Origin of the sequence: Paenibacillus sp. LPE1-1-1.1, assembly GCF_040676435.1 — a bacterium.
Taxonomy (GTDB): Bacteria; Bacillota; Bacilli; order Paenibacillales; family Paenibacillaceae; genus Pristimantibacillus.
The window spans coordinates 48,687-68,745 of record NZ_JBEGHY010000001.1 but is presented as its reverse complement, the minus strand read 5'-3'; the positions used below and the strand labels follow the sequence as shown (position 1 = coordinate 68,745).

The 20,059-nt window shown below is 49.7% G+C and carries 23 protein-coding genes; 21 read left to right on the top strand and 2 right to left on the bottom strand.

The genetic code is table 11. The features are described 5' to 3' along the window. Positions 1–11 precede the first annotated feature (11 nt). The 16 genes from MRBLPE1_RS00395 to fabI all read left to right on the top strand — a co-directional run bounded on the left by MRBLPE1_RS00395 (position 12) and on the right by fabI (position 13,122). Positions 12–941 carry an ABC transporter permease gene (locus MRBLPE1_RS00395; RefSeq protein ID WP_364140130.1) on the top strand — a complete coding sequence of 310 codons (930 nt, stop codon included), beginning with the start codon at positions 12–14 and terminating at the stop codon, positions 939–941. A gap of 21 nt (positions 942–962) precedes the next feature. Further along, positions 963–1,928 (top strand): FAD binding domain-containing protein, encoded by a 966-nt coding sequence (locus tag MRBLPE1_RS00390; protein ID WP_364140128.1) that lies wholly within the window; start codon positions 963–965, stop codon positions 1,926–1,928. Then, on the top strand, positions 1,919–4,195 hold the full coding sequence (gene pucD, locus MRBLPE1_RS00385; protein WP_364140125.1) for a xanthine dehydrogenase subunit D: 2,277 nt from the start codon (positions 1,919–1,921) through the stop codon (positions 4,193–4,195). The genes MRBLPE1_RS00390 and pucD overlap by 10 nt, the downstream gene beginning before the upstream one ends. A 6-nt stretch (positions 4,196–4,201) precedes the next feature. Then, a complete protein-coding gene (locus MRBLPE1_RS00380; protein ID WP_364140123.1) occupies positions 4,202–4,702 on the top strand; it encodes a (2Fe-2S)-binding protein in 501 nt (166 codons plus the stop codon). After that, positions 4,699–5,184 (top strand): nucleoside deaminase, encoded by a 486-nt coding sequence (locus MRBLPE1_RS00375; protein WP_364140120.1) that lies wholly within the window; start codon positions 4,699–4,701, stop codon positions 5,182–5,184. The genes MRBLPE1_RS00380 and MRBLPE1_RS00375 overlap by 4 nt, the downstream gene beginning before the upstream one ends. Further along, on the top strand, positions 5,181–5,681 hold the full coding sequence (gene uraD, locus MRBLPE1_RS00370; RefSeq protein ID WP_364140117.1) for a 2-oxo-4-hydroxy-4-carboxy-5-ureidoimidazoline decarboxylase: 501 nt from the start codon (positions 5,181–5,183) through the stop codon (positions 5,679–5,681). Before MRBLPE1_RS00375 ends, uraD begins: the two co-directional genes overlap by 4 nt. 17 nt (positions 5,682–5,698) lie before the next feature. After that, positions 5,699–6,658, top strand: coding sequence for a factor-independent urate hydroxylase (gene pucL, locus MRBLPE1_RS00365; protein ID WP_364140115.1), 960 nt, complete (start codon positions 5,699–5,701; stop codon positions 6,656–6,658). Beyond that, a complete protein-coding gene (uraH, locus tag MRBLPE1_RS00360; protein ID WP_364140113.1) occupies positions 6,655–7,029 on the top strand; it encodes a hydroxyisourate hydrolase in 375 nt (124 codons plus the stop codon). Before pucL ends, uraH begins: the two co-directional genes overlap by 4 nt. 66 nt (positions 7,030–7,095) lie before the next feature. Continuing rightward, positions 7,096–8,157: an adenosine deaminase gene (gene add, locus MRBLPE1_RS00355; protein WP_364140110.1), complete on the top strand. Its 1,062-nt coding sequence runs from the start codon at positions 7,096–7,098 to the stop codon at positions 8,155–8,157. Positions 8,158–8,321: 164 nt separating this feature from the next. After that, a complete protein-coding gene (locus MRBLPE1_RS00350; RefSeq protein WP_364140107.1) occupies positions 8,322–9,257 on the top strand; it encodes an ADP-ribosylglycohydrolase family protein in 936 nt (311 codons plus the stop codon). Positions 9,258–9,278: 21 nt separating this feature from the next. Then, on the top strand, positions 9,279–9,818 hold the full coding sequence (locus MRBLPE1_RS00345; protein ID WP_364140105.1) for a hypothetical protein: 540 nt from the start codon (positions 9,279–9,281) through the stop codon (positions 9,816–9,818). Positions 9,819–9,882: 64 nt separating this feature from the next. Continuing rightward, positions 9,883–10,341 (top strand): GNAT family N-acetyltransferase, encoded by a 459-nt coding sequence (locus MRBLPE1_RS00340; protein ID WP_364144392.1) that lies wholly within the window; start codon positions 9,883–9,885, stop codon positions 10,339–10,341. Positions 10,342–10,362: 21 nt separating this feature from the next. Further along, positions 10,363–11,097 carry a class I SAM-dependent methyltransferase gene (locus tag MRBLPE1_RS00335; protein ID WP_364140102.1) on the top strand — a complete coding sequence of 245 codons (735 nt, stop codon included), beginning with the start codon at positions 10,363–10,365 and terminating at the stop codon, positions 11,095–11,097. 19 nt (positions 11,098–11,116) lie between these two features. Further along, positions 11,117–11,635, top strand: a complete 519-nt coding sequence (locus tag MRBLPE1_RS00330; protein ID WP_364140100.1) for a DinB family protein — start codon at positions 11,117–11,119, stop codon at positions 11,633–11,635. A gap of 91 nt (positions 11,636–11,726) precedes the next feature. Then, positions 11,727–12,317, top strand: a complete 591-nt coding sequence (locus MRBLPE1_RS00325) for an AAA family ATPase (protein ID WP_364140097.1) — start codon at positions 11,727–11,729, stop codon at positions 12,315–12,317. Between the two features lie 28 nt (positions 12,318–12,345). Beyond that, positions 12,346–13,122, top strand: coding sequence for an enoyl-ACP reductase FabI (gene fabI / locus MRBLPE1_RS00320; protein WP_364140094.1), 777 nt, complete (start codon positions 12,346–12,348; stop codon positions 13,120–13,122). Between the two features lie 54 nt (positions 13,123–13,176). Here fabI and nagZ read toward each other — a convergent pair whose 3' ends face one another. Then, on the bottom strand, positions 13,177–14,445 hold the full coding sequence (nagZ, locus tag MRBLPE1_RS00315) for a beta-N-acetylhexosaminidase (RefSeq protein ID WP_364140091.1): 1,269 nt from the start codon (positions 14,443–14,445) through the stop codon (positions 13,177–13,179). Between the two features lie 219 nt (positions 14,446–14,664). On the opposite strand from nagZ, the gene MRBLPE1_RS00310 reads away from it, so the two are divergent. After that, complete coding sequence (locus MRBLPE1_RS00310) at positions 14,665–15,861, top strand: oxalate decarboxylase family bicupin (protein WP_364140088.1); 1,197 nt, start codon at positions 14,665–14,667, stop codon at positions 15,859–15,861. Between the two features lie 64 nt (positions 15,862–15,925). Here the strand turns inward: MRBLPE1_RS00310 and MRBLPE1_RS00305 are convergent, their stop codons facing one another. Beyond that, a complete protein-coding gene (locus tag MRBLPE1_RS00305) occupies positions 15,926–16,288 on the bottom strand; it encodes a winged helix-turn-helix transcriptional regulator (RefSeq protein ID WP_364140085.1) in 363 nt (120 codons plus the stop codon). 163 nt (positions 16,289–16,451) lie between these two features. Here MRBLPE1_RS00305 and MRBLPE1_RS00300 point away from each other — a divergent pair, with 163 nt between their 5' ends. The 4 genes from MRBLPE1_RS00300 to hisA all read left to right on the top strand — a co-directional run bounded on the left by MRBLPE1_RS00300 (position 16,452) and on the right by hisA (position 20,058). Further along, the gene (locus MRBLPE1_RS00300; RefSeq protein ID WP_364140082.1) at positions 16,452–17,651 is read left to right on the top strand and encodes an MFS transporter; all 1,200 of its coding nucleotides are present in this window, start codon (positions 16,452–16,454) and stop codon (positions 17,649–17,651) included. Positions 17,652–17,669: 18 nt separating this feature from the next. Continuing rightward, a complete protein-coding gene (locus MRBLPE1_RS00295) occupies positions 17,670–18,509 on the top strand; it encodes an aldo/keto reductase (protein ID WP_364140080.1) in 840 nt (279 codons plus the stop codon). A gap of 132 nt (positions 18,510–18,641) precedes the next feature. Then, positions 18,642–19,223: an NUDIX hydrolase gene (locus MRBLPE1_RS00290; RefSeq protein ID WP_364140077.1), complete on the top strand. Its 582-nt coding sequence runs from the start codon at positions 18,642–18,644 to the stop codon at positions 19,221–19,223. 79 nt (positions 19,224–19,302) lie between these two features. Further along, the gene (gene hisA, locus MRBLPE1_RS00285; RefSeq protein WP_364140074.1) at positions 19,303–20,058 is read left to right on the top strand and encodes a phosphoribosylformimino-5-aminoimidazole carboxamide ribotide isomerase; all 756 of its coding nucleotides are present in this window, start codon (positions 19,303–19,305) and stop codon (positions 20,056–20,058) included. Position 20,059: the final 1 nt, after the last annotated feature.

Genomic DNA, 20,059 nt, shown 5'->3' with positions numbered 1-20,059 from the left:
GCATCTAACCGATGGAAATCATGTATCAAATGCTGCTGGCCGCCATATCCTCTGGTACACCGTTATTGTTCGCAACGCTTGGCGGCATCTTGATCGAGAGATCGGGCATCATTCAGCTTGGCGCTGAAGGGCTGATGCTCATGGGGGCCGTCACGGCGTGCCTGACCTTTCTGCAAACCGGCAGCTTAACCGTTACGCTGCTCGCCGTATGCGGAATCAGTATTCTATTAGGTGGCATTCATGCCTTTTTAAGCGTATCGCTGCAGGCGAACCAGATTGTATGCGGCCTGGCGATGACGTTATTCGGAGCGGGGCTCAGCGCCTATCTTGGCAAGCCGGTCAGCGGCCTTCCGGTGCCGAGAGCCGTCCCTAAGCTCGATATGCCTTGGCTGGAAGCCGTTCCCTTCATCGGACGGATTTTTGCCCATCTAGATTTATTGACCTGGTTCAGCTTCGTGCTTGTCGTCGTTCTGCATTTGTTTATTCACCGGACCTCATGGGGCTTGCATTTGCGGGCGATGGGCGATAATCCCGCCACGGCAGATGTGATGGGCATTCGCGTACAGGCTTGTCGATACGGTTACATCATCGCGGGCTCCATTTTAATCGGTTTGGCAGGTGCGGATTTGCTGCTCGTTTATTCGCCGACCTGGACCGAAGGGATGACGACGGGGAGAGGCTGGATCGCGGTAGCTTTAATTATTTTCGCAAGATGGAACCCGGTTCGCGCGCTCTTCTGCGCTTATTTCTTTGGCGCTTTAGACATGCTGGGCTTCCGTATTCAATTAATCGGGAGCGACATTCCTTCTTATTTTTTAAAAATGATTCCGTATATCGTAACGATTTTGGTCCTGATGTTCCTCGGCTGGCGAAATCGCAACAAGCCTTCCGGTTCGCCTGAAGCTCTTGGCGTGCCTTACGTGCGGGAGCAACGATTTTAAAAGACAACGGAGGGGAGAACGATGGGCAAAAATGTTCAGGAGACCATGACGTCTCCTCTTGTGTGGCATCCGCAAACGCCTGCGGAGGCTTGGCATTTGAAACAAACCCATGGAATGGATGGCGTATATATCTCGGGAGGCACCTTGCTCCGCACGCATTGGGAATCCGGATCGGCTGCAATGCCGAAGCATTTAATCGATCTAAGCGCCGTGAAGGGGCTGAATGAAATGAGAGTCGGCGAGACTGGTCTTCTGATCGGAGGCCAAATGAGCCTGCAGGCCTGTCGGACGAATGATTTTCTTTTGTGTCATTTTCCGATGGTCACCGAGGCTATTCGAGGGATTGCCGCTCCATCCATTCGCCAATTGGCAACAATAGGCGGCAATGTCGCTTCCCATATCGGTGATTCGCTTCCCGCTTTGCTCGCGTACGATGCTGAAGTAATCTGGTTTAACGGGACTGCGGAGCAGCGGGATATGCTTGCGGACTGGCTGCGCTTTGCAAATGATTCCAGCCATGGTATGGAGAGGCTCCTCCTCGGAATTCAGCTTCCCTTCTACGGGCAGTCGGAAGCGGGAGAAGACGATGCTGACAGCGAGCAGGCCGCGGTCTCGAAAATAAGGCGTTTTTGCGCTTACCATAAAGTTGGGCGACGTGAAGCTTTCACGCCATCAGTCGTAACGGGTGCTATTAACGGGGCACTATCGAATACGGGGATCGTCAAGGAGATCCGCATAGCGCTTGGCGGAGGACAAACGATTCCGCTGAGACTTGAGGACCTGGAGAAGGAGTTGACCGGAGAAGCCGTCGATCCCAAATTGCTTCAGCATGCATACAATCGGATTCTGCAGCTGTATGAGCCGCGCGAGGATTTGTTCGCATCGGCCGGTTATCGAAAAAAGACAGCGGCAAACGTCATCGTAAGCGAGCTTTGGAAGGCCGCCCGGAACGAAGCGCAAACAGGGGGAGGAAGCGTATGCTCTTAAACCGATCAAGCAGCGGGGGCCGATGGCGCATTCGCCCGGACGGCCTAGCCAAAGTGACAGGAAGCTTAGCTTATTTAACGGACATGACCCATGATCAAATGCTATATGGCCTTGTCCTTCGCAGTGAACATCCGCATGCCCGAATCCTATCTATCCATACGGACAAAGCCAAGCAATTGCCGGGGGTTCATGCGGTGTTAACCTATTTGGACGTTCCCGGACTAAATGCTTTCGGGATCGCTCATCCGGATCAGCCGGTTTTATGCGAGGATTTTGTGCGGTACGTCGGCGATGCGCTTGCCGCGGTGGCGGCAGAGTCGCTTGCCATTGCACAGCATGCGCTTGAGCTGATCGAATTGGAATACGAAATTTTGCAAATAGTGGATGATCCCGAAAAGGCGCTCTTGCATGATGCGCCGAAGCTGCATCCCCAGGGGAACGCGATGCACAGGACCTCATTCTCCAGAGGGGATCCGGACGAAGGCTTTAAACAATGTGCGCATATCGTGGAAGAGACCTACGTTACTCCTCGCCAAATGCATACCTACATGGAAACGGAAGGCGGCTTATTCGTTCCGGGCAATGACGGACGGTTGACGGTTTACTCCCCTACGCAGCATGGGTTCATGGATCGTATGCAGTTGGCCCGGATTCTTTCGAAGCCGCAGGAAGACATTCGAATCGTATCGAGTCCCATCGGAGGCTCTTTTGGCGGGAAGGATGAGCTGAACGTGCAGCCCTACGGGGCACTGCTGGCCGTGAAGACCGGCAGACCGATCAAGATGCATAATTCACGCCAAGAATCGGTTCGCGCTGGCTTAAAACGCCATCCCATGAAAATATCGATGAAAACAGGCGTAGATGAGAAGGGCAAATTGGTGGCGCATCAAGTCAACATCCTATCGGACACCGGGCCCTATTCAACGCTGGGGGCAGAGGTGCTGAATTTCGCGACCGAGCATGTCATTGGCCCTTATAAGTACGGGCATTTGGATGTTAAAGGCGTATCGGTATTTACGAACAACGGAATGTCAGGGGAATTCCGGGGGTTTGGCGGCAACCAGGCGATTTTCGCATTGGAGGGCCAAATGGATCGCCTAGCGGAACGGCTGGGCATGGAGCCATGGGCTTTCCGGAAGCTGAATATGCGGAAATTAGAGGATCCCGGTCCATTCGATCAGCCGATTGCCATGACGGAGGGTGCCGAGCAGGTGTGGCGGGCCATCGAAAAGAGTGATTTGTGGCAGGAGAGGTCGGCTTCGAATGAGCCGGAATCGACGAGTTCAGAACCGTGGATAAAAACGGGAATAGGCGCTGCGTTTACGATGCATGGCGCAGGACTCGGCGTAGGCATTCCCGATCCGGCCGGCGGACGATTGGCGCTTGCCCCCGACGGGAAAATCGAAGCGGTATTCGGCTACGAGGAGTTCGGCCAAGGTCTCATTGCAACGTTGGAGCAAATGCTTATCGAGCAGTATGGCTTTGGCCCGGGAGATATCCGGATCATAATCGGCGATACCGATATTGTGCCTGACAGCGGATCTACGACGGCTTCGCGCGCGACCGCGATGATGTGGAAGACGCTGCAAAGGCTGAAGAAGCCATTTACGGAGCAGCTGCTCATGCGGGCAGAAACGCTGCTGAACCGTTCCGCAGAGGAGCTCCGACTTAGTGAAGGCGGGATAAAAGGCGTATCGCATGAGTCGCTGCTGCTTACCTATGAGGAGCTCGCAAAAGGCAATGACCCTCCGATCCGCTGCGAAACTTCTTTTTCCTTCCCGATATCTTCAACAGACCGGGTAGGCGCCCATTTTATGTACACTTATTCAGCTGTCGCGGTCAAGGTCGAGCTTAACGCGCTGACGGGACGGGTGAGGGTACTGCAGCAATATCATGCGGTTGCGGCTGGGCCGGTCGTAAACCCGCAGGGCTATCTCGGGCAAATCGAGGGCGGCAGCAGCATGGCGCTTGGCTTTACGCTAATGGAGGATGCCGTGATGGATAGGGGACATTATATCACGCGTAACCTGGATACGTATTTGGTACCGACGATCGTTGATCAGCAGGGACAGGTGGAGGTCGAGCCGATTGAGCATTTGCCGGAAAATGACGAATACGGCCCGCGCGGCATTGGCGAGGTCGGGTCCGTAACCTTGGCGCCGGCCATAGCTGCGGCAGTGCGCCAGGCAAGCGGCAAATGGGTGACAAAATTACCGATTGAGCCGAGTTTCTTGCAGGAGGAACCATTTTTTCTGATGAAGGAGTGATCGGCAATGAGCGATAAAACTGAACCTGTTCAAACGCCGTTTGCGCTCCAATGCATCATTAACGGCAGTGTTAATACGATGGAGACGGAGGCATCCGCCAGGTTGCTCACTCTGATACGGGATGAGCTGGGGCTGACCGGCACGAAGCGTTCATGCGAAATCGGCCGCTGCGGCGCATGCATGGTGCTGATGGACGGGAAAGCCGTTAATTCTTGCTTAACGATGGCCTATCAATGCTCGGGAAAAAGCATCACGACGATCGAAGGGATAGCTGAAGGCGGAATCGACCCGATTCAGCAAGCATTTCTGGAGGAGGGCGGCTTTCAATGCGGTTATTGCACACCGGGTATGATCGTATCGGTTAAAGCGCTGCTGGATGGCCATCCAAATCCCTCGGATGAAGAGATCGCTGAAGCCTTATCGGGAAATATTTGCCGCTGTACCGGCTACGGCGGGATATGGCGGGCAGTAAAACGAGCCATGGAAGGGAGGCGTCCAACGACATGACAAATCGGAATCCGCATTTATTTTATTTATTGGAAAGCATCGAAGTGTCGCGGCAGGCCAGGGAAGCCGGGAATACGCCTTTTGGCGCGATATTGGTAAACGCAGAAGGCGAAATCGTGCTCAAGCAGGGGAATGTGGAAATTACGGAATCCAACTGCACCGGCCACGCGGAAAGAACGCTTATGGAAGCAGCGTCGAAACGATACAGCAAAGACGAGCTTTGGCGTTTTACGCTCTACACGACGGCAGAGCCGTGCGCGATGTGTGCCGGCTCCATTTATTGGGGAAATGTCGGCACGGTCGTTTACGGCATTTCCGAAAAACGCTTGGCGCAGTTAACGGGCGATGATGAACAAAACCCGACGCTGGATTTACCCTGCCGGATCGTATTTGCACAGGGAAGAAAGGCCATTCAAGTCTTCGGCCCGTTTCCGGAGGTTGAGGAAGCAGCCGTGGCTGTCCATGAGGGGTATTGGACATGAAACTAACGATGGAACAAATAAACGGGAGCAGTCGCGTGCAATTCATCGAGTGGCTTGGCGCGATTTTCGAGCATTCGCCATGGGTGGCATCCTCCGCTTTTCATGCTAGGCCATTTGATTCCGTCCATGCCCTGCATACCGCGATGATCAATGTCGTACGTGAATCCCGGGCCGAGACGATCCTTGATTTATTGCGCGCGCATCCCGATCTCGGAACGCGGCTAGCGGTTGCGGAGTTCTCCGCTTTGGAGCAGCAGGGGGCTGGCCTTGACCGGTTATCTGCAGAGGAGTATGCGCATTTCTACGGCTTAAATCAGACCTATGTCCATACGTTTGGATTCCCGTTCATTCTCGCGGTGAGAGGAAAGAACAAGGAACAAATCCTTGAAGCGATGGAAGCGAGAGTTCGGAATTCTACTGCGGAAGAATTGGAGCAGGCCTTGCGTGAAATTGAGAAAATATCCGGGTTTCGTTTAAAAGATCTCATCATAGAGTAGAGAGAGGACGGAGGATTATGCTAAAATTACGCAGCGGCCGCACGCTTTATTATGGAAAAGGGGATGTGCTGAGCTACCGGACCTACGCCGCCCCGCTCGTTGTCCAAGCGATACCCCAATCGCCGTTTACGGGTGACAGCAACATTATTTTTGCCCATAACATAACTTTCTCGGTCAGCAGCGAAGTTCTGCTAACCTCGTTCACCGAAGGGGACAATTCGCAGGTCGTAGCAACGGACTCGATGAAAAATTTCATTTTGCGCCAAACGGCACAATTTGGCGGTAGCACGACAGAGGGACTCATCGCGTTCATCAGCGAACGGTTTCTGGAGCGTTATCCGCATATTGATGCCATTGAAATTAAAGCGGACCGCCTCCCGTTCAGCCCGGTTACGGTAGCCGAAGGAAGCGGCTGGAGCGACAGCCCGCTCGTATTTCGCCGTTCGCATAATGAGCATGCCAGCGCATCGCAAAAATGGATACGCACAGGCGGCGGGATCTCGCTCGCGGAGCAAGAGTGCGCATTGTCGCATATTCAGCTCATTAAGGTAAGCGGAAGCTCGTTTTACGGCTTCGTACGCGATGAATATACCACCTTGCCCGAGAGCTTCGACCGCCCTTTGTTTATATTCCTTGATATCTATTGGACTTATGAGGAAGCTGAGGATGCATCCGACTGCTCCCGCAGCCGCTATGTTCCTTCCGAGCAGATTCATGATCTGGCCCATACGCAGTTCCATTCCGAAAATTCGCCGTCTATTCAATATTTAATCTATCAAATCGGACTCAGCATTTTAAAAACCTTTCCGCAGCTGGCTGAGGTTCGTTTCGAATCGAATAACCGTACCTGGGAGACGGTCGTCGAGCCGGAAAACGCGACGGCTGCAGGCGTATACACGGAGCCTCGTCCGCCATATGGCTTCCAAGGCTTCACTCTGACGAAGGCTGATTTGGAGGAGGGGGGAGAGCCGTCATGAGCGGCCGGATAACGACGCATGTACTGGATCTAGCAGGCGGAAAACCCGTTGCGGGAATATCGCTAGAGCTGTGGTATTTGGGCGTGGCAGCGGGAGCGGAGCAGTCTCCCAGTCTCATTGGGGCGTATAAAACGAATGCAGACGGGAGAATAGATCAGCCTCTTCTGGCAGGGGATGAGATACAGCCGGGGGTTTACGAGCTTATTTTTGCTGCTGGCGAATATTTTGGCCGTATGGAGCATCTATCTGCTATCTCAGATAGTATATTTGATTTCATTCCGATTCGATTCCGGATTCAGGATGCAAGTAAGCACTATCATGTGCCTTTATTAGTAGCTCCCGGAGGGTACAGTACGTATCGCGGGAGCTAGATCCCGCTTCGGGATGTATATGAGCGGTAACGAAGGTGAATGAATATACCGAAAGGGGATTTGGCGATGACGTTAATAAATGAACAATCGGCAGCTGTAAGGACGTTATTGTCGCAGCTGCCAAAGGTCGATTTGCATGTGCATCTAGACGGGAGCATAAAGCCGGAAACATTGCGAGAGCTTGCTAACGAGCAAGGAAATCCATTATCGGTCAGCTCGCATGAGGAGCTGCTCAATCATATGCAAGTAAGCGAGCACTGTGAGAGCTTGACGGAATATTTGAGCAAGTTTAGTTATGTACTGCCTTATTTGCAAACCGGAGCAGCGCTGGAGAGAGCAGCATTCGAGGTTGTTGAGCAGGCTGCCATGCAGCGCATTCATTATATCGAGGTGCGCTTCGCGCCACAGCTCCATCGCATGGAAGGATTAACCCTTTATGAAGTAATCGATCATGTTATTCACGGGCTGCAGCGCGGGGAGCAAGCTTTTGGAATGACGGCGAGAGCGATCATCATCTGTATGAGGAATCATTCCTATGATTTGAATAAGGACGTTGTGCTAGAAGCAGCGCGATTTTATAAAAAAGGGGTCGTTGCCGTCGATTTGGCTGGGGACGAGGCTTCTTTTCCGGCGGAGCTGTTCCAGCAGCTGTTCGCGGATGTCCGTCAGCACGGAATGCCAGTGACGATTCATGCGGGCGAGGCGGCCGGCGCGGAAAATGTAAGAGTCGCCATCACAAGCTTGGGCGCCGTGAGAATCGGACATGGCGTACGGATGCTGGAAGACCCCGAAGTCGTTTCACTTGTCAAAGAGCGCCAAATTCCGCTTGAGATGTGTCCGCTAAGCAATTTGCAGACAAAGGCTGTTCCAAGCTGGGACGCCTATCCTCTTCGCCGATACTTAGAGCAAGGAATTGCCGTTACGGTAAACACGGATAATATGACGGTCTCGGACACGACGATCCAGAAGGAATACGAGCTGCTGATGGAGCATCTTGGACTTTCGATGACCGAGGTGGCCCACGTGATCATGAATGGCGTCCGCGCGGCATTTTTAACGGGCAGCGAGAAGGATTCGCTGATCAGAAGGTATGAAGAAGAATTAAGGGCCTTGGGCTTGGAAGTATAGGAATCAATAAAATGCTTGTTACGATTATAGAGGCTTCACGTCAGATATTGGACGTGGAGTCTTTTTTGTTAGCTGCGTGCAAGATAGTTTCGAAATAAAAGCAATGTTGCTATACTGAAAGGAATTATTGTGATATTCCGGATAATCATGGAGGTGATGCAGACATGATGAAATTACGCGATGGCATTTTGGGGCTATGCGTCGGCGACGCGCTAGGCGTTCCCGTCGAATTTCTGTCACGTCAAGCTTTACAGAAAAAACCTTTAACGGATATGGTCGGCTATGGCACACATTCGCAGCCGGCAGGAACATGGTCTGATGACAGCTCGCTCGTCTTTTGCCTAATGGAAAGCGCAGCAGCTTTTCCTCAAATCGATCTTTATGATCTTGCGGAAAGGTTTGTTAAGTGGCTGGAGCATGGCTATTGGACGCCGCATGGCGAGACCTTTGATGTCGGAATCGCAACCGCGGCCGCAATCGGAAGGTACAAACAAATGTGCATCCGACCTGACCTGGCAGGCGGAACACAGCTGCAAGACAACGGAAACGGTTCGTTAATGCGTATACTGCCGCTCGCTTACGTATTGAAGGAAGAAACCCCCGAGGATCGGCTTGCTGTCGTTTCCAAGGTTTCCGCGATCACGCATGCGCATCAGATCTCAATAATGGCATGCGTCATCTACCTAGAGCTTGCGATTCATTTGATTGACGGCTTAGATCCGGAGACAAGCATGCGGAAAATGAGAGAGACGGCTGCGGAGCTATTCAAGGAATCACGCCCTGAACATAAGAAATGCTTTGAGCGCGTGCTTGAAGGTGATTTGTCGCTTCTAAAGCAGGAGGATGTGCAGTCTTCCGGATATGTCGTACACACGCTGGAAGCAAGTATCTGGAGTTTGCTGACCACAGGCAGCTACGCCGAAGCCGTCCTTCGGTCTGTGAATTTGGGCGAGGATACGGATACGACAGGGGCGGTTACCGGCGGCTTGGCAGGTATCTGCTACGGCTTGGATGCTATTCCCGAAAACTGGCTTCAGCAGCTGGCTCGGCGCGATGAGATTGAAGAGTTGTGCATCCGCTTTGAACAAGCAATTGGCTAAACCATATAAGGAGGTGACGGGATGACACAGCAAGCCGCGCGGGCAAAACAAATATTTACCGACCATTACGGCAATTATTTTCAAATGCATCGCGAAGGAAATTACGAAGAGTACAAGACTTACGAGATAACGAAGGAACAAGAAGCCGCTTGGTATGCGGAATTAATCGAAATGAACGTAAACGGGCTTTCCATTCGAAACTGGGATGCAGTAATTCAACTGCTCTTGGTCGCAAAAAACCATCCGGACAGCCATATTTTAGAACGAATCATCGCATTCGCCTCCCGGCATGTTATGTCCTCGGACAGCATTGTAAAGCTTATGTACGCCGAGCATATTATTGAAATCATAAAGCTGGTCAAGAGCAAAGCAGAAACCGAACTGCTTCATAGAGCGTATAAAACCGCTGCCCAAATCTTGGATGACATTATGTCAAAGCCATTGATTGCCGATCCGGGCCATGACTTGCAATCCTTGGGACTAAAGGATAAAAGGTCTCTGAATCAGCGTGCGGGTAAAAATATAGAAGTGATTAAAGAGCTGCTGGCTTCGGATTATTAAGTTAGGTTATTTTGCGCCGCGCCGGATTGACCGGACAAAACTTGAATATGGAGGTGCAGCCGTGATGGGAAAAGTCGAGCTGACCGTTGTTTCGCCTGAAAATGAAGACTTACGGCAGCTGATCCGTCAACTCGATATGGATTTGCTTCAGCGCTACCCGGCAGAGGAAATATTCGGCATTGATTTCTCGGATGCCAAGGTTAACGATATCTTATTCATCGTTGCTTATGTAAACGGAACGCCAGTCGGATGCGGGGCTATTAAGCCGATTGATGGAACAGCCTGCGAGCTGAAACGGTTTTTCGTGGAAGAAGCTTACCGGAATAAAGGGATAGCGAAACTGATCTTATGGGAGCTGGAAGACAGGGCGAGACGAATGGATTTTCGCAGCATAAAGCTGGAAGCGGGGGAAGGACAGCCCGAGGCATTAAACTTTTATAGGAAGCATGGATACGGATTGATCGATCGATTCGGTCCTTATGTGGATTGTGAAAGCAGTGTTTGTTATGAGAAAAAGCTATAACTGCTGATGGGAGTTGTAGGCATGAGCGACAGGATCCGTTATATCCGGGAAGAAGAGAAAAAGTATCATGAAGCCTGTTATGAGCAAAACCGATTATTCGAAGAAGGCTCATGGCTGCATAAGCCAGTGAAAACCGTTTTAAATTTGCTTGCTTTATTCGATGGTGCCGAACCTCTTTCCGTGCTGGACTTAGGCTGCGGAGTCGGGAGAAACAGCATTCCGATTGCGAAGGCAATCCAAGAGCATCATAGAAATGGCCAAGTGGTTTGCGTCGATCTGTTGGAATCGGCATTGCTCAAGCTCAGCTCCTACGGCAGGCAGCATGGCGTAAGCGAGTGGTTAAAGCCGGTTGCATGCGATATTGGAGATTATGCGATTCCGTGGAAGGAGTTTGATTATATCGTCGCTGTTTCCTCGCTTGAGCATGTAAGATCGGAAACAGAATTTATGAAAGTTTTGGGTCAAATGAACAGAGGTACGAAAGCAAAGGGTATAAACTGTATCATATTGAATACGAACATTGTAGAGCTTGATCAGCAAAGCGGGGAAAGCTTGCTTCCGCTCGTCGAGATAAACCTGGATACAGCGGCGGCTGAACAATTGCTGCGAGAGGCCTATTCAGGCTGGGAGGTATTGGACACGCACGTAAAACCTCTGGCATTTTCAATCGTTAGGAACGAACGGGCTATTTTGTTGAAAAGCGACTGCTTGACGTACGTAGTCAGGAAAATGAAAAGTAAATCGGGTGAACAATAATAGGAATGGGGGAGTTACGGTGGATTTTAATACTCCGAATAATGATTCATCTGCACAATCGGCGCTAAAAAACCATTATATCCAAAGCTGGAATCATATCGCGTGGGCAAACGAACAAGTCATTGAAGCCCTTCAAAAGAGCGGGCAACCGTTACCGTTAGCAAAGCCTTTAAGCTTGCTTTGCCATATTCTTTCGGCGGAGAAGGTGTGGCTTACGCGCATAAACGGAGAGGATGCTTCCAATATTTCCATATGGCCAACCTTTTCCTTAGAGGAATGTGAGCATTTGGCAGAACAAAATAAAAAAGGATATCAAGCGTTGTTTCATCGACTTGGCGAAGCTGATTTTGCTGCTGTTATCTCGTATAAAAATAGTCAGGGAACGCCGTTTTCGACGGTGCTAAGCGATATTTTGACCCATGTTTCACTGCATGGCAGCTATCATCGCGGTCAAATCGCTTCGCAGCTAAGGGAAGCGGGCTTTGAGCCTGCAGCGACGGATTACATCATCTACATCAGACAGCAGCAGCTTGAATAACAGACTGCCGATTTTTAATTTGAAGTTGAATATCGCGAAGGTAATCGTTAGTATAGAACAGTGATAGCTGTTACATATTGGGGTGTTGCTCGTGATCATTTGGATTAATGGCGCCTTTGGGGCGGGTAAGACGCAGACAGCGCATGAATTGCATAGAAGATTGGAACATTCTTACCTTTACGATCCGGAAAACGCGGGTTATTTTATCAGGAAGAATACGCCATCCTCGACGCATAAAAGCGACTTTCAACAATATCCCATGTGGCGAGACATGAATTATGCGATGCTGAAGCATCTGGACGAGGACTATGATGGTATCATTATTGTGCCGATGACGCTCGTAGATCCTCCTTTTTTTGATGAAATTGTAGGACGCCTCCGAGATAGCGGGGCAGACGTTCATCATTATGCGCTATGCGCTTCTGAAGCCACGATAAAGAAAAGGCTTCGGGGCAGAGGCGAGCGTCCAAATTGTTGGGCGGAGCAGCAAATGGCAAGATGCGTGAGCGGGCTCGCGGATGCCCGATTCGGGCATCATGTAGACACGGAGCATTCATCGGTCAGCGAGATCGCAGAGCAGATTGCGGCAATGTCAAAGCTCAGCTTGCTGCCGGATCACAGAAGCAAAATCAAGAAAGCGTATGACCGCGTTCTAACGCAGGTTAAACATATACGATTTTAAGCAGGGAAGAACAACTAGGAGGAACAGCATGTCTAACTTAATGAACAACAAAGTAATCGTGATTATGGGTGTCGCCAATGACCGCAGCATTGCATGGGGAGTTGCGAAGTCGCTGCATAATCAAGGGGCTAAGCTTATTTTCACCTACCGCAAAGAAAGATCGTTGGATAAGCTGAACAAGCTGCTTGAGCAGCATCAAATTGATGCGCTGCAAAAGGTATCCTGCGATGTGCTCGATGATTACAGCATAACGGCGGCCTTTGAAGAAATACAAAAAAACACGGGCGTCATTCACGGCGTGGTTCATTCCGTTGCTTTTGCCGATAAGGATGAGCTTCAGGGAGAATACGTTGACACGACGAGAGAAGGTTATTTGCTGGCGCAGAACTCAAGCTCTTATTCCTTGGTCGCTGTTGCCCGCGAAGCGAAGAAGCTGATGACCGAAGGCGGCAGCATCGTAACCCAAACCTACATCGGGGCGGAGCGGGTCGTGAAAAACTATAACGTAATGGGCGTAGCGAAAGCCGCTCTCGAAGCCAGCGTGATGTACTTGGCCGAAGACCTTGGCAAATACGGCATTCGCGTAAATGCCGTTTCTGCCGGTCCAATTCGCACGCTTGCCGCTAAAGGCGTTTCCGGCTTTAATGACATTATGTCCACGATAGAAGAAAGAGCTCCGCTTCGCCGCAATATTGACCAGGAGGAAGTTGGCGACGCAACGATGTTTTTGCTGAGCAGCTTATCCAGAGGCATAACGGGAGAAGTGCTTCACGTGGATGCCGGCTACCATATTCTCGGTTTGTAGGGTTAATAGAAGTAAAAGGCTCAGATCCTGTGTGTGGATCTGAGCCTTTTTCGTTTATTTGGCTTGCAGCGCGGCATTGATTTGACGGTTGACGGCCTTCACGTCAACGGATGCAACCGATGTATCCTGCAGCTTGTATTTTTCTTTTAAGCTGAGAATACGGTAAACGCTTTGATCCAGCATATCCTTCGTAATGAGTCCGTCACGCGCGCTAAGCTTCAACGCTTTGAGTACTGAAACCTGCGTTTGATAATCGTGGCCGACCAGAATCATATCACTGCCGGCTTGAATGGAACGGACAGCCGCTTCTCCCACGTCGAAATGTCCGGTAATGCCGCCCATGGTCATATCATCCGTTATGACGACCCCATCATAACCCAGGTCCACGCGCAAAATATCCGTGATCATCGTTTTGGAGAGCGAGGCCGGATTGTTTTTATCGATTTTCGGAATTAACAAATGTGCGATCATGATGGCATCCGCATCCTGCTTGATGGCTTCAACGAATGGAAGCAATTCAAATGCTTCCAGCTCAGCCAAGGATTTGTTAACGACAGGCAGTTCTAAATGAGAGTCTACCGACGTATCCCCATGGCCAGGAAAATGCTTAACGACGGCTGCAACTTGCTTGGATTGGATCGCTTTCATCGTTTCGATGCCATGCATACTGACCGTCTCGGGATTGGCGCCAAAGGAACGATTGCCGATAACGGGATTATTTGGATTGCTGTTAATATCCAGTACCGGCGCAAAATCCATATTAAAGCCGAGTGCGCTAACCTCTGCGCCTAGTGCCTCGCCGATCTTACGGGTGTACGCGATGCGGTCCGCGCGTCCAACCTCGGCTGCAGGGGGGATTTTTGTGAATTCCGAAGGCATTCGGCTGACTTTTCCGCCTTCTTGATCGATGCTTAGCCAAAGCGGTGTTTGGCTGCCTGCATTTTTTTTCTTTAATTGATTCAACAGTTTAACGGTTTGCGCAGCGTCCGTAATATTATCTTTATATAAGATAAATCCGCTAACATGGTACTTATCGATCATCTCGCCCGCTTGCGCCTGCACCGTTGTGCCTTCCATGCCTACGAGCACCAGCTGGCCTATCTTTTCATCTAACGTCATGCTGGCTATTTGCTCCTTGAGCGGGTCTGCCGCTTCGGTCGGCGCAAGGGTTGGGGCGACGGTCGGATGGATTGTAGGCTGCGCAGCAGGACTTGCGCCGGGGCTTGGGATTGGTGAAGGCGTTATATGATTAGCTGCGTTATTCTGGCTGCAGCCGGAACAAATCATCAACAGCGCAAGGATGGAGACTGCTTGTTTGATCATCGAAAATTCCTCCCTGGATGCAATATCCCCTTGATCGGAGTTTCGCATACCTGACATCTATCAATAATCCTAACGTTAATACGAACTTATTTGTTGCAGATCCTTAGGCTGGACATGATCAGCGGGTAACCTGTAATCGAATATTCCGCCTTTTCTTATCATAAGCTTTATAGGTCGTGAATGCATCGGTTTACATAATAAAGGGTGAGGAGGCGGATTATGAAAGACCAATCGCGGGATGAACAAGATTGGAATGCCCGAATCCCTCAGCCAATAAGGAAAAGCGACGGAGCGGGAAATGTGGACCGTGGTCCCCGTGATATCATGCGCGACATTGAAAATCCCGATATGTTCATACCGCCCGTTACAGATGCAGGCCTGCTTCCCAATTTGAAATTCTCGTTTTCGGATACGCATATGCAGTTGAATCAAGGCGGCTGGTCGCGCGAAATTACTGTTCGCGATTTCCCGATATCAACGACGATCGCGGCAGTCAACATGAGCTTAACGGCTGGCGGCGTACGGGAATTGCACTGGCATCAGCAGGCGGAATGGGCTTACATGCTTCTTGGCAGCGCACGAATTACATCCGTAGACCAAGCAGGCCGAAATTTTATAGCCGACATTGGAGAAGGGGATCTTTGGTATTTTCCGCCAGGCATTCCCCATTCGATTCAAGGGCTGGAAAACGGATGTGAATTTCTGCTCGTTTTCGATGACGGCAGCTTCTCCGACCTAAATACGTTATCGTTATCGGATTGGTTCGCCCATACGCCAAAGGAAGTGCTATCAGCCAACTTCGGCGTACCGGAGAGCGCGTTCGATCACATTCCTAAAGAGCAAGTATATATTTATCAGGATCATGTTCCTGGCTCTCTGGAGAGTCAGAAGGTCCAATCGCCTTACGGTACGATCCCGCTTAGCTTTACGCACCGCTTGTTAGCGCAACCTCCGATTCGGACGCCGGGAGGCAGCGTGCGTATTGTGGATTCCTCCAACTTTCCGATTTCGAAGACGATTGCAGCAGCTTTGGTTGAGGTGGAGCCCGGAGGTATGAGAGAGCTTCATTGGCATCCGAATAATGATGAGTGGCAGTACTATTTGGCCGGACAGGGGAGAATGACGGTATTTGCAGGTAACGGGATTGCCCGCACCTTTAATTACCGGGCAGGCGACGTAGGTTACGTTCCTTTTGCCAATGGTCATTACATTCAAAATACTGGCGATGATTCGCTGTGGTTTTTGGAGATGTTCAAAAGCGACCGATTCGTGGATGTGTCTTTAAATCAATGGCTGGCCTTAACCCCAAGGGAATTGGTTCAGCGGAATGTGAATGTCGGGCCCGAGCTGCTTGATGCGCTTCACAAAGAAAAACGGCCAGTCGTCAAATACCCAGGCTTTACCTATGAACCGTAGAAAACGACGGATGATCAAAAAAAGACTTTCCTGCCAGCCGAATGGGCTGCTGGAAAGTCTTTTTTTATTTATTAAAGATGTTCTCTTCCAAGACATCATGTTTGTCTCCGAACACTCTAACAATATGATTTTCTCCCCATGCAGAGAGCGCGTCCAAAATACTTTTTAAGCTTTGTCCGTAATCGGTGAGCTGGTATTCAACCTTTGGAGGGACTTGGTTATAGACGATACGTTCGATAATGCTTGCGTCCTCAAGCTCTCGAAGTTGCTGCGTCAGCATCTTCTGGGTGATTTCCGGAAGCAGGCGCTTCAGCTCGCTTGTGCGCTTCTTGCCGTGCGTCAAATGGCAGAGGATAATGCATTTCCATTTGCCTCCGATGACTTCAAGCGTCGCTTCTACCGGAACATTATATTTCTTTTTTATCAAAAGCCATTCTCCCTTACCGAAATTTATAGGTACTTTTAAGTACCTATAGTACTTTTAAGTACGTACTGTTCATTTTCTTTCGCATAAACGATAATAACATTCATCGGCCGATCAATGCTACACATTAGATTAGATAAAAGGAATGGGATTGGGGAGAAACTTTATGACAATAGAGAAAAAAAGAAGCACTTTAGCTCTTCTGGCTCTCGCGGTCAGCGCATTCGCTATCGGAACGACGGAATTCATTAGCGTCGGACTGCTGCCGCTTATTTCAGAGGATTTGAATATATCGGTTACGACGGCAGGTTTGACCGTTACGTTATATGCGCTGGGCGTTACTTTCGGAGCTCCTATTCTTACATCCTTAACGACTAGAATACCGCGTAAAGCGTTGTTGCTTTGGATCATGGTCATTTTTATTATCGGCAATACGCTCGCAGCAGCTTCTTCTTCCGTTGAGCTTCTGCTAATTGCGAGAATCATATCTGCTCTCTCGCATGGCGTGTTTATGTCGATCGGATCAACGATCGCTGCAGACGTCGTTCCCCCGAACCGAAGGGCGAGCGCCATCGCCATCATGTTTACGGGTCTTACCGTTGCCACGATAACGGGGGTTCCGATTGGAACGTTTATCGGGCAGCAGCTTGGCTGGAGGGCAGCCTTTGTCGCAATCGTAATCGTCGGAATTGTTGCTTTTGTTGCAAACAGCATTCTTGTTCCGTCCGATTTGCGAAAAGGAACGCCTACTACCCTTGGTGAACAGTTCAAACTGTTTACGAATGGACGATTGCTGCTTATCTTTATCATTACCGCATTAGGTTATGGCGGCACATTTGCAGTCTTTACTTATTTAACCCCTTTGCTTCAGGAAATAACCGGATTTCAGGAGAAACATGTTACCGTGATCTTGCTTCTCTATGGCATCGCTATCGCGATAGGCAATGTGATAGGAGGAAAGCTTGCTAACCGAAAGCCGTTAAAAGCGTTATTTTATATGTTTATCATACAAGCCGTTATTCTATTCTTGCTGACCTTTACTGCTCCGTTTAAAATAGCGGCATTGCTTACGATCGTGGCAATGGGGCTGTTCCATTTCATGAATGTGGCAGGGCTGCAGGTGTACGTAGTTATGCTTGCCGAACGGATCATGCCCGGTGGCGTTGACGTTGCATCTGCGATCAATATTGCAGCATTTAACGCAGGGATTGCAATTGGCGCTTATTTGGGAGGCGTCGTAACGGACTCGATGGGTCTCATTCACACCTCATGGTTTGGAGGCATTATGGTAATAGCGGCCGTTATCCTGACCGGCTCGAGCATGAAGCTTGAGCAAAAAGACAACACAACAGAAGTAATATCATAATTGGGAGGTTTTTATATAATGAAACATTTACAAGCAACGACGACATTGCATAACGGAGCAGCCATGCCGTGGTTTGGACTCGGCGTATTTAAAGTCGAAGAGGGAGCAGAGCTTGAAAACGCGGTAGCTGCCGCCATCAAGCACGGATATAGAAGCATCGATACCGCGGCCATCTATGGCAATGAAGCCGGCGTTGGGCGGGGCATAGCGCTGGGCTTGCGGCAGGCAGGAATCGAAAGATCGGAACTATTTGTTACTTCTAAGGTGTGGAATGCTGATTTAGGCTATGAATCGACCCTTGCGGCTTATGAAACAAGTCTAAATAAGCTCGGTCTGGATTACCTGGATTTGTATCTCATCCACTGGCCAGTGGAAGGGAAATTCCAAGAGGCATGGCGTGCTTTAGAAGCCTTGTACGAGCAAGGCAGGGTAAAAGCAATTGGCGTAAGCAATTTTCAAACGCATCATCTAGACACTTTAATGGCAGCCGCCAAAATCAAGCCTATGGTCAATCAGGTGGAATATCATCCCCGTTTGACGCAGACGGAGCTAAGAAGCTACTGCAATCAGCATGGCATCCAGTTAGAGGCTTGGTCGCCGTTAATGCAAGGGCAGCTTCTCAAAAACCCGCTCCTTCTTGAAATCGCGGCAAGCTATCATAAAACAGCTGCTCAAATCATTCTGCGTTGGGATTTGCAAAACGGCGTGGTAACGATCCCGAAATCAACCAAGGAAGCCAGAATCGCTTCCAATGCGGATATATTTGATTTCGAGCTTTCCAGCGAGCATATGGAACAGATCAGCGGGTTGAATGAAAATACCCGGGTAGGTCCGGATCCCGATAACTTCGATTTTTAAAATGGAACGAAAGACAAAGAATTCATTTTCTTTGTCTTTTTTTCTGTTCATTTTTATCCTCCGCAGAAGCCTACTCAACCAAAGCCGAAATGTGATAAAATATTTCCAAGAAGAATGGGGAGATTTATCGAGATGCTGAAATACAATATTTGTTTTATTAAGCGCGGTGAAGAAATATTGCTGCTCAATCGGGAGAGAGCAAGCTGGATGGGCTGCTGGAACGGGGTAGGCGGTAAGCTGGATCCTTCAGAGACGCCGCGGGCGGCCATGATCCGTGAGCTGGAAGAGGAAACGGGAATACAATCATATGAGCTGCACTTTAAAGGTTTGGTTACTTGGAAAGGCGATGATTTTGATTACGGCGGCATGTATGCTTATATCGCTGAGGTTCCGCCTGACTTTGTATACCCGACACCGAGAAAAACGGATGAAGGCATATTAGATTGGAAACAAATCGATTGGATTATGAACGCTGACAATGCCGGCATCGTGTCCAATATCCCGATAACCTTGCCTTATATGCTGGATGAGGCCAATTGCTTCGACCATCATTGTTTGTATAGGCAGGATAAGCTTCGCGAGATTGTTCATAGCGAGGTTTCCTCAAGCCTTGAAACCGACGATACGGTTAGGGCGCTCTATCTAGATAAGTATGCCTCCAAAGCTGGAAGCGTGAGTCGAAGATATCTTGAAAATGCAAGATTTTCAGGATAGGGTTGATTTACATAGACCTTTAGGTTATTTTTCTAAAGAGAATGTAAACACATAGAAATTAAAGAATAGAGGAATGACGTTGAAGTTTAGACCCTGTATCGATTTGCATGACGGGAAAGTGAAACAAATTGTCGGTGAAACGCTCAATACTGAAATCATAGAAAATTTTGTATCGAAGAAGAATTCTGCTTACTATGCGGAGCTCTTTAAAAAGGATGCGTTGACTGGCGGCCATGTGATTATGCTCGGCGGCGGCAATGAAGCGGCTGCGGTATCCGCTCTTGCACATTATCCGGGCGGCTTGCAAATCGGCGGAGGCATCACGGCGGACAATGCTGCCTTTTATTTGGAGAAAGGCGCATCGCATATCATCGTGACTTCTTATATTTTCAAGGATGGATTATTAAATGAAGACCATCTTGCCAAAATCGTATCGGAGGCCGGAAAGGATCGGTTAGTTATCGATCTTAGCTGCAAGGAGAAAGATGGCAAATGGTTCGTCGTCACGAATCAATGGAAACAGTTCAGCGACTTTGAAGTGAACAAAGAAAATATTCAATTCCTTGAACAATATTGCAATGAATTTCTAGTTCATGCCGTGGATGTCGAGGGCAAGCAGCGCGGCATTCAGCAAAGTCTCGTCAGCGCGTTGGCGGACTGGGTAAGTATACCGGCAACGTATGCCGGCGGAGCCAGATCGATTGCGGATATGGATCAATTTGATGAGCTGTCGAACGGTAAGCTGGATATTACGATTGGCAGCGCGCTTGATATTTTCGGCGGTCATTTATCGTATGAAGAAGTGGTTGCATACAGCAAGCAGAAACAGATGTAAC